Raw genomic sequence first — 10,005 nt, 5'->3', positions numbered from 1 at the left:
GATTGAACCCGTGAACCCTGATGGCGCTATCAATCCCCAGGGAGCGGTCTGCCGATCGCGGCATGTCGTTGTCGATTCATGCTGCGCGTTCGGCGTCGACATGGCAAGGGCATCGGGTCCGGGCGTTGCGCAGTGCCATGCCTATCAGCACATCCAACTCAGATGAACAGGATGCGTGATGGATGTCGCCGCTGAGCATCGGCCCCGCGATTCGAATCGCGACAGCGCCAGGGCACGCGCCCTGAAGGCTGGTCGCTGCTGCGTCCCCCTCGCTTGCGATTGCCGCATCGCCGCGGTCGCCTCGCTGACGCGGCGCCTTGACCGACTCCGAGTCCCAGTCCGGCACAGAGGCAAAAATGGTCCACCAACAACTTTAGGCTCCCAGCCATTACGTCATCGTTCAAAACGCTCACGAATTCGCCACATGCGACGGTTTCAGGCAATAGATGAAGTGCTCGCCGTCCTTCACCTCGACGCCGTGGGTCTCATGCCCAAATCCCGGGAAGCGATGGTCCCAGGCACGCAGCGCCTTGAGATAGCCGATGTTGGGCCCGTCCTCGGCCCCGGCGCTTTCGCCGGGCATCAGCATCGGGATGCCGGGCGGATACGGCACCACGCTCGTCGCAACGATGCGCTGTGCCATGTCGTCGAGACCGACACGCTCCACCTCGTTTCGCACCAGCCGCCGGTAGGCCTCCGCCGGCGTCATCTGCGACGCCGGCAGGCTGGAAAATGCGCCCTGCAAATGGTGCATCTGGTTCGATGTCCTGTAGTGCTCGAACATCTCGTCGCTCAGGTCACGCAATCCCATGCCGTGGTAGCGCTCGCCGCCAGCAGCAGCCTGGTCCGGCAGGGCCACGCCGAGCGGCGTGTTGGCGTCGTAGTCATCCTTGAACTTGATCAGCGTGGTCAGCAGCGTGCCCCACTTGGCCTTGGTCATGCCGATCGAGAACAGGAACAGGATCGTGAAGTCCTGCGTCTTCTCGTACTCGAAGCCGTGCCGCACCAGGTAGGCCGAGATCAGCGCCGCTGGAATGCCATGGCCCTCGAAAGTGCCGTCAATCGCAATGCCGGGCGAGACCACCGTGACCTTGATGGGGTCCAGCATGCAGTACCCGTCCTCGAGCCCTTCGAACCCGTGCCACGACTCGCCAGGGTGCAGCACCCAGCACTCCGGGTCCGTGACCAGCAGCGATTCGCGCGCTTCCTCGAATGCGACGCGCTGGCCGCTCTCGGGATCTGTCACTTCGGGCGCGTTCCACGTGCCGAAGAACCATTCGCCGGCCTCGGCATATTGCCGCTGGATGCGTCCCATCGTCTGGCGGAAACTGACGGCCTCGCGAATGGATTCGGTCGTGAGGGCGACGCCACTCGCGCCATCCATCATCGCCGCCGAAATCTCGTTCGACGCAATGATCGGATAGAAGGGCGAGGTCGACGCATGCATCATGAACGACTCGTTGAAACGCACATGCTCGATCGGATCGCGTCCGTCGCGAATGTGGATGAACGAAGCCTGGGAGAACGCCGCCAGCAGCTTGTGGGTCGAATGTGTCGCGAACAGGGTCGGGCCATCGGCGTACTCGTCGGCATTGCCGAACATCGCGTGACGCTTGCTGTAGAGCGGATTGAAGCGTGCGTAGGCGTACCAGGCCTCGTCGAAATGCAGACGGTCGATGGCGTCCGCTCCGATCTCGATCACGCGTGCCACGTTGTAGATGAGCCCGTCGTAGGTCGAGTTCGTGATGATGGTGTGACGCGGCTTCGGGCTGTTGGCCGAGCCGGCGAGCGCATGCGCCGCGATGCGTTTCCTGAGTGCTTCCGGCTGCAGGTCCTCTGGATAGATCGGGCCGATGATGCCGTAGCGATTGCGGTGCGGCACCAGGAACACCGGGATCGCACCGGTCATCGTCAATCCGTGCTCTATCGATTTGTGGCAGTTGCGGTCGCACAGGGCGATGTCGTTCTGCGTCAGGCTGGCCATGAAGATGATGCGATTCGAGCTCGACGTGCCGTTGGTGACGGTGTAGGAGCGGTGCGAGCCGAACACGCGCGCCGCATATTTCTCGCTCTCGCCGATCGGCCCGCTGTGATCGAGCAGCGAGCCCACGGCCGCCATCCCGATCGAAAGATCCGAACGGAACATGTTCTCGCCGAAGTAGTCGAAGAACACCTTGGACACCGGCGTCTTCAGGAAGGCAGTGCCGCCGAGATGGCCGGGCGTGCCGAACGCATAGTCGCGCATGTTGGCTTGCGCAAGCATGGACGCAAACATCGGCGGCAGGAGGTTCTCGCGGTAGCGCCGGACCGCCGCTTCCACGCGGCCCGCGATGAAGGCCGGGGTGTCTTCGGTCAGCCAGACGAATTCGTCGGCCAGCTTCAGCGTCGCGAGCGGAATGGCAGGAATCAGGCTGCGCTCCCCGAACAGGAAGGCCGGCGCCCGATCGTTGCGGGCACGAAACGCCTTCAGCACTGCCTCCGCGCCATTCGATTCCGACAGATCGGCATCCACGATCACGCATCCGATCAGCGGGTCCGAGCGGATGGCGGACACGCCATCGTCGACCGAGCGCGCCGAGATGACGTTGAATCCGCGCGTACGCAACTTCTCGATCAAGGCGCTTCCCGACCTGCCCAGCGTGGTCCCGGCCTCGATGGCACCATAGACCACCAGCACGGTGAGCTGCGACGTCAATACTTCATGACCCATGAGACTGTCTCCCGCTTCTGAACGTAAGAGCAGCGCCCCTCCACACGAGCGCCTTCTTGCTCACTCCGTCAAGGTACTGACCCTAAAATAATTCAGCGTGTTGGGGCCGAGCGGGCCAAACCACTTCACGAAGACCGCCGGGAATTCGTCGGACCGGAACAGCTTGCTCAAGGCGGTGTCCACCGAAAGACGCAAATCCTCGTCGCCACGCGGCAACGCGAAAGCTACCATCTCGAGCGTGAAGTAGCGATCGAGCAGCTGCAGCTCGCCTGGAAAGTTGCCTCGGCGGATGGCATCGAGCAATATCGCCCTGTCGCCGAAGAAGATGTTCGACCGACCGTCGACCACCCGCGCGAGACCTGCCGCGTAGTCGCTCACGGGGACAATGCGGGGGATCAGCTGCAGGTCGCCAAGTCTGTCGGCCACGACGGTTTCCGCGCGCGTGCCCGCCACCACAGAAATCGTGCTGTCGCGCAGCAGCCGGTCGGCATTGCCGCGCCAACTTGGCGCGGTGGGCGGGGTACGGCCGAGAAGGATGTCCTTGAGCCGATCCGACGCGCTACGGCGAACGACCGCGCCGACACCGCTTGCGAAAACCGGGATCGAGTAGGACACCAGCTTGCGCGTTGCAGTCGTCGGCACCGTCACATCGCATAGAACATCGACCTTTCCCTCGACAACCGCGCGCAAGGAGGCGTCACGAGGCAGGGGCACGTACTCCACCTTGAGCGCAGGCAAGCCGAGGTCGGCCTTGACGCCGTCCGCAACGGTCCTGCAAAGATCGAGCGCAAATCCCCCAGGATTGCCCGAGCCTTCCTTGCTCGTGTAGGGGCCGTCAGGCCCATAGCCGAGCTTGAGCACACCCGCCTGCTTGATACGGTCCAGCGTGGCGCCGGCCGCGGCCGTTGACGGCGAGAACAGAGCCAGTACAGGCAGCAATGCTGTGGCGATGGGCAACAGCAGCGATCCACGACTACGGCTGAGGTTGCGGTGCCCGGTGGAGCATGAGATGGCGTGCATGTTCTCTCCTTGTATCGGGTGCGTGGGTTGCATGGGTTCCGTGGCTGTCATTTGACGACCCCTGCCGGTGTTACGACGACTTGGCCGGACGCGAAGCGGGGCGCGATGAAGCCCCAGACAATGTAGGTCAATGCCAGGATGATCATTCCCCCAAGCACCGCATCCTTGCCGGAGGCATAGAGCGCATAGGTTGAATAGAGCATCGCGATCAGTCCGACGGCTGTATTGCGCTTGAATACCGATGCGTCCGCCCCGGCGCGTCGCATCATCACGGTCAGCGCGGACAACGCGATGATGTAGGGAAGCACGTTGGTCACGACGGCCAGGTTGACCAGCGCACTGAACTGTTCGCTCAAGGAAGGCGAGATCGTGGAAAGCGCCAGTGCCGACTGCACCACACCCATGACGGTCATGCCCACCACCGGCGCGCCCATGCCGTTCAGTTTCGAGAATACGGCCGGAAACATGCGTTCTTCGGCCGCGGCCTTGGCGGTCTGCCCGATAGTGAATTGCCATCCCAGCAGCGAACCGATGCAGGCAATCACCGCCAGCGCCATGATGATGGAGCCGACGGTCGGATTGAACATGTGGGCATAGGCCAGCCCGAAGGGCCCGGTCGATTTCGCCAGCTCGGGATTGGGCACGATGCCCTGGATCACCGTGGTGGATAGGATGTAGATCACGGCAGCGCCCAGCGTGCCGAACATGCAGGCCAGCGGTACATTCTTCTTCGGATTCTCGACCGCGTCGGAGTTCTGGGCCGCAGACTCCATCCCAAGAAATGCCCACAGCGTGAGTGAGATGCTGGAGCCCAATCCCTCGCCGATGCTCATGCCTTTCGGATTCCAGGCCTGCGCGAAGACGTCGCTCTTGAACCAGAACCAGCCGATGATGCACAGCCCCGCCACCGGGATGATGACTCCCCAGACCGTCAGCGAGCCGATCTTCCCGGTGATGGAAGGACCGCCGAAATTCGCCACGGTCGTCAGCCAGAGCAATGCGATCACGGTGATGCAGGTCGCGATCGGAGTGGCCGACATCGCCGGAAAGAACGTGGCCAGATAGCCCACCGCCGAGATCGCGATCGCGACGTTGCCGATGGCCAGCGAGAAGAAATAGAGCAGGAAGACGACGAAGTAGCCCGGCTTGCCGTGCGCGTCCTCCGCATAGGCCGACATGCCGCCCGGTCGGTTGTTGAACAGGCCGGCCTGGGCAAAGCCGTAGGCGATGGCCATCGAGCCCAGTGCCGTCACGATCCACGACAGCAGCGAGATCGCCCCGACCTTGGCCATGTTGGTCGGCAGCATGATGATGCCGGAGCCCATCATGTTCACAGCAACCAGGATGGTCAGCTGCATCACGTTCATCTTCTTTGCAGGTGCTGTTGCCATGGTCTGGTCGCTCCGTGGTGTTGCTGTGCACTACTTCTTCACGCACAGGACGTGATACGTTCCATCGATCATCTCGGCGCCTTCGATGACACCGGCGAATCCGGGAAACTGCCGCTCCCGGCTTTCCATGCTGCGTAAATAACCGATCTGGGGCGACTTCGCACTGCCGAAGTTCTCACCCGACATCAACATCGGGATGCCGGGGGGATACGGCATGACGGCGTTGGCCGCGGTACGACCGCCCAGATTCGCCACCGGGACCGCTTCCACGTTGCCGTCGACGAGGTGTTCATACGCCTCGCGCGGTGTCATGTCCGCGGCGGGGAGGCTCTCATAGGCATCGTTGAGGAGGTCGCCCGGGCGCTCCTTGCGCAGGTACTCGAACAACTCGTCGCCGAGTTCGTGCATCCCGACGTTGCGGTAGCGCTGCGGGTACTGCGCCGCGATCTCCGGCAGCGCCTCGACGATCGGGCAGTTGGCGTCGTAGTCGCGCTTGAATGCCAGCAAGTTGGACAGCAGCGTGCCCCACTTGCCCTTGGTGATGCCGATGGAAAACAGGAACATCACCTGGAAATCGGTGACGCGCGTCGGGACGATGCCAAACCGGTTGAAGTACGCATTGACCAGCGCGGCGGGAACGCCCGTCTTCTCGAGCTTGCCGTCGATGCCCATTCCCGGCGCAAGGATGCTGACCTTGATCGGATCGAGCATGCACCAGTTGTCGGCGATGTTGCCAAAGCCGTGCCATGCGTCGCCGGGCCGAAGGATCCAGGGATCCTGGCTCGTGCAAAGGTATTCCGAGGATGCCTCGTGGAACGGAACCCGCCGACCCTTGGTTCCTTTCACCAAGTCTACATTCCAGGGTGCGAAGAACCAGTCCTTGCGCTGCTCGAAGTGGTGCCGGATGCGGCCCACGGCCTGGCGGAAGTCCACCGCTTCCTGGATCGTCTCCTGGGTGAGCGACAGGCCCCCGTTGCCGTCCATCATGGACGAGGTGATGTCGTTCGACGCCACGATGCTGTAGAGCGGCGACGTCGTCGTGTGCATCATGTACGCCTGGTTGAACCGGTGGTGGTTGATCGCACTCTTGCCGTCGCGCACATGGATGTAAGACGCCTGCGACAGCGCGGCCAGCAGCTTGTGCGTCGAATGCGTTGCGAACACGGTCGGACCCTGGTGCGCTGCCGGATCGCCGCGCATCGCGAAATGGTCCGCATACATCGGATTGAAGCGCGCATAGCCGTACCAGGCTTCGTCGAAGTGGATCCGGTCGCTCGATTTTTCGAGCAACGCCTGCGCACGCACCGCGTTGTAGCAAAGCCCGTCGTAGGTGCTGTTGGTCACGACCGCATAGACAGGCTTCTTGTCCGCGACGCCTTTCGTGAGCGCGCCTGTCTTCGCCTTCTCGCGGATGGTTTTCGGATCCATCTCCGAGGGTGGAATCGGACCGATGATGCCGTAGCGATTGCGCGTGGGAACCATGTAGACCGGCCGCGCACCGGTCAGCATCAGGCCCTGCTCGATCGACTTGTGGCAGTTGCGATCGAGCACCACGAGGTCATCTGCCTTCATGCAGGCCTGCATGATGCTGCGGTTCGAACCCGAGGTGCCGACCACGCCAGAGTAGCTGCGGTGCGCGCCGAACACTCGCGCGGCATAGCGCTCGCTTTCGGCGACCGGGCCGGTGTGATCCAGCAGCGAGCCCAGCACGCCGCGTTCAATGCCCATGTCGGTGCGAAAGACGTTCTCGCCCATGAAATCGAAGAACGCGCGCCCGGAAGGGAGCTTGGTGAAAGCGATGCCGCCCTGATGTCCGGGCGCCGACCACGAATGCTCGCGGATCTGCGAGTACGCGGCCATGGCCCGCGCGTAAGGCGGCAACAGTTGCGACTGGTAGCGTTGGACCGCGGCAAGCACGCGGCCTGCAACGAAGTCGGCCGTATCCTCCAGCAGCCACACGAATTCATCGATCATCTCCACCGCTTCGATGGTGATCGAGGTCTTGGCGATCTCGCGCACGGCAAGCAGGAAGACGGGGGCATCTGCGTGACGCTCGCCGAGTTTCTTCAGCAACGCGGTCGCCTGCGCATGCGTGTCAGCGCCGTCGTCACCGAGATTCCAGTTAAGCAGGACCGCACGAAGCGATGCGTCGGCCCCAACGATCGCCAAACCATCCTCCAATGACAACGCGCGAACGACCTCGATATTGCGTGCTTCCAGCGAGTGCGCAAGACCTTCAGTCGCACGACCAATCGCAGTGTCGAGCTTGGCCAGGCCATCGTCGACCATCAGCACACGAGGCCTCAACGGACCAGCTGTCGGATTCAACATTGTCTTTTGCCTTTCCGGTTCAATCGACCCTTCGAACGCGCGCTACTCCCGCACCACGTAAGTGTGGAACTTGATCCGCCCGTCCACCCGCTCCTGGAACACGCCTTGGACTTCGTAGTTGAACCCGGGGAAACGGTTGAACGACTCTTCGAAGGCGAAAAAGTAATCGAGCATCGGCTGTGCCCTGGCATCCCAACGCTCGCCAGGAACGACTACCCCGATACCCGGCGGGTAGATCAGGGCCAGCGTCGCCGAAATCCGGCCCCGGGCCTGCTCCAGCGGCACGTAGTCCACGTCATTGCCCACCAGTGCCCGATAGGCCTCTTGAGGCGACATCGCAAGCTCCGGAAAACTCTCGGCGCGAAATGACAGGCGCTGAAGTTCCTTGACGTTGGCCTTGCGATAGAACGCGTGCATCTCGTTGCAGACCTGGCGCAGCGTGTAGCCGGCGTAGCGCTCGCTATAGTTGGCGCAAACCGAAGGCAACACCTCGGCGAGCGCGGCGTCGCGGTCCCAAAGCGCCTTGAACTTGACGAGTTTCGCGATGAGCGTGTTGAGCTTGCCTTCGTCTTCCGCAGGCGTCATCAGGAACAGGATGCTGTTGAGGTCGCACTTCTCCGGGACGATGCGCTGCTCACGCAGGTAGTTCGCAACGACGGTCGCCGGCACGCCAAAGTCCAGGTAGTCGCCGGTCTTGCGGTCGATTCCCGGCGTCAGCAATGCGAGCTTGTTGGGATCGACCATCGCCTGGCCCTCAGCGTAGCCCTTGTAGCCGTGCCAAGTGCCCTGCGGGTGGAAATTCCAGCACTGCTGCTCATGCTTGATAACGGACGTCGGCAGGTCCTCCCAGGGCACATCCGTTGCGTCCGCGGTGAAGTTGGAGCCCTTGATCGTCACCACGTCCGGCACGAAGGGGTCGAAGAACCATTGCTCCTCGGCGCTCTGGCCGGTCTTCTCGAAATGGTGGCAGAACTCGCGCAGTTTCTTGCGCGTGTCGATGGCGAGTTCGATGCACCGATCCCACAGCATCTCCCCGGCCTTGCCTTCGTGCACTTTCGCATTCACGTCGAGCGATGCGAACAACGGATAGAAGGGCGACGTCGATGCGTTCATGAGGAACGACTCGTTGAAGCGCTTGTGCTCGACAAAGCGCTTTTGGCCCCGAATGTGCTCGTCGCGCTTGTGGATCTGAGACGCCTGGGAGAAGCCCGCCCCCTGCTTGTGCACCGATTGCGTGGAAAACAGGCCCGGCATCTCGGGCGACAGGTTTTCCAAGCGCATCGGACTGTGATCGGTGAACAGCGGATGGAACGCGTTGTAGCCAATCCATGCCTCGTCCCAGAGGAAGTACTCGCACAGGTGGCCCACCTTGTCGAGCACCTTGCGCACGTTGTAGACCGTGCCGTCGTAGGTTGCCAGTTGGATGCAGGCCATCCGGAAGGGCTGCGCCGAATCGGCGCGTTCCTTGTCCTTCACCAGCGGGCACGTGCGTATCTGCTCGCGCAGGTAGTCCTCGTCGAGCGCAGCCCAGTCGACCGCGCCGATCATGCCGAACGCATTGCGCGCCGTCGGCAGAAAGATAGGGATCGCGCCCGCCTGCACCAACGCCCCCTGATGGAGCGACTTGTGGTTGTTCCGATCGAACAGCACCAGGTCGCCCAACCGCAGCACCGCGTTTGTAACGATCTTGTTGGACGTGCTCGTGCCGTTCAGGACAAAATAGGTCTTGTCCGCGCCGAAGACCTGCGCAGCGTACCGCTGCGCGTCTACCGCCGTACCTTCGTGAATCAGCAGGTCGCCGAGATCCACATCCGCGTTGCACAGGTCGCTCCTGAAGATGTTCTCGCCGTAGTGCCTGAAGAACATCTGACCGGCTGGCGATTTGCGGTAGAACTGCCCGCCCTGATGCCCAGGGCAGTCGAATGCGATCGTGGCCTCGCCGTCGTAGGACATCAGTCCCTTGAAGAACGGCGGCAGCAGGCTCATGCCGTACTTGATCAGGCTCGCGACGATCTGCTTGGCATAGAAAACCGGCGTCTGTTGACCCAGATAGATGTAGCCTTCGACTTCGCCCTGCCCCACCACCATGAGATCGGAAATCTTGTGCGAATTCGCCAACGCCCACAACGGCGTGCGAAAGCCGATGGCGCGCACCCCCTCCCCCAGCTTTCTTGCCGACTCCAGACGTTCGCCATCGATCAAGGCAACGTATGCGCCGACAGAGGAGTCCTCGAATAAATCCCGATCGAAGCTCTCTGTGACTTCGACCTCATAGTTATCCGCGCGAATCTCGTCCAGCAGTTCGCGGATTTGCTGGCTCGCAGTGTCGACGATGGCCACCACCTTCAGCTTCCGGTGGAAAGAGATCGGAATCGTCGGCGGCTTGACCGCACTCGGAATCATGGCATCGCTCCTTCCTTGATGCAGTCGACCAGCCAGCGCTTGTGGCCCTGTGCATCGAGATCGAATCGCAGTCCGTGGATGTCCGCCTCGAAGCCCGGGAAGCGGTCGTCGGTGTCGCGTGCGAACTTCAGGTAGTCGATGATCGAGTCG

The 10,005-nt window shown here is 62.3% G+C and carries 6 protein-coding genes; all 6 read right to left on the bottom strand.

Annotation, left to right across the window (positions count from 1 at the left end):
- Positions 1 to 409 precede the first annotated feature (409 nt).
- The 6 genes from HCU76_RS35780 to HCU76_RS37450 are packed head-to-tail and all read right to left on the bottom strand — an operon-like array spanning position 410 to position 9,986.
- Complete coding sequence (locus HCU76_RS35780) at positions 410 to 2,710, bottom strand: Orn/Lys/Arg decarboxylase N-terminal domain-containing protein (protein WP_213959861.1); 2,301 nt, start codon at positions 2,708 to 2,710, stop codon at positions 410 to 412.
- A gap of 60 nt (positions 2,711 to 2,770) precedes the next feature.
- Positions 2,771 to 3,730, bottom strand: a complete 960-nt coding sequence (locus HCU76_RS35775) for an amino acid ABC transporter substrate-binding protein (protein WP_213959862.1) — start codon at positions 3,728 to 3,730, stop codon at positions 2,771 to 2,773.
- Positions 3,731 to 3,777: 47 nt separating this feature from the next.
- Positions 3,778 to 5,121: a putrescine-ornithine antiporter gene (gene potE, locus HCU76_RS35770; protein ID WP_213959863.1), complete on the bottom strand. Its 1,344-nt coding sequence runs from the start codon at positions 5,119 to 5,121 to the stop codon at positions 3,778 to 3,780.
- Between the two features lie 30 nt (positions 5,122 to 5,151).
- Positions 5,152 to 7,452 carry an arginine decarboxylase gene (adiA, locus tag HCU76_RS35765; RefSeq protein WP_213959864.1) on the bottom strand — a complete coding sequence of 767 codons (2,301 nt, stop codon included), beginning with the start codon at positions 7,450 to 7,452 and terminating at the stop codon, positions 5,152 to 5,154.
- Between the two features lie 42 nt (positions 7,453 to 7,494).
- The gene (gene speC, locus HCU76_RS35760) at positions 7,495 to 9,855 is read right to left on the bottom strand and encodes an ornithine decarboxylase (RefSeq protein WP_213959865.1); all 2,361 of its coding nucleotides are present in this window, start codon (positions 9,853 to 9,855) and stop codon (positions 7,495 to 7,497) included.
- Entirely contained in the window at positions 9,852 to 9,986 is a 135-nt protein-coding gene (locus HCU76_RS37450; RefSeq protein ID WP_371319964.1) for a hypothetical protein, read from the bottom strand. Before HCU76_RS37450 ends, speC begins: the two co-directional genes overlap by 4 nt.
- Positions 9,987 to 10,005 lie beyond the last annotated feature (19 nt).

The organism is Variovorax sp. dw_308 (assembly GCF_019207085.1).
GTDB lineage: Bacteria > Pseudomonadota > Gammaproteobacteria > Burkholderiales > Burkholderiaceae_C > Variovorax.
This window is presented reverse-complemented; position numbering and strand designations above follow the sequence as displayed.

Bases quoted from the DNA above. Each gene is read 5' to 3' on its own strand.
- speC (WP_213959865.1), bottom strand. From the start codon at position 9,855: ATGATTCCGAGTGCGGTCAAGCCGCCGACGATTCCGATCTCTTTCCAC.
- HCU76_RS35780 (WP_213959861.1), bottom strand. From the start codon at position 2,710: ATGGGTCATGAAGTATTGACGTCGCAGCTCACCGTGCTGGTGGTCTAT.
- HCU76_RS35775 (WP_213959862.1), bottom strand. From the start codon at position 3,730: ATGCACGCCATCTCATGCTCCACCGGGCACCGCAACCTCAGCCGTAGT.
- potE (WP_213959863.1), bottom strand. From the start codon at position 5,121: ATGGCAACAGCACCTGCAAAGAAGATGAACGTGATGCAGCTGACCATC.
- adiA (WP_213959864.1), bottom strand. From the start codon at position 7,452: ATGTTGAATCCGACAGCTGGTCCGTTGAGGCCTCGTGTGCTGATGGTC.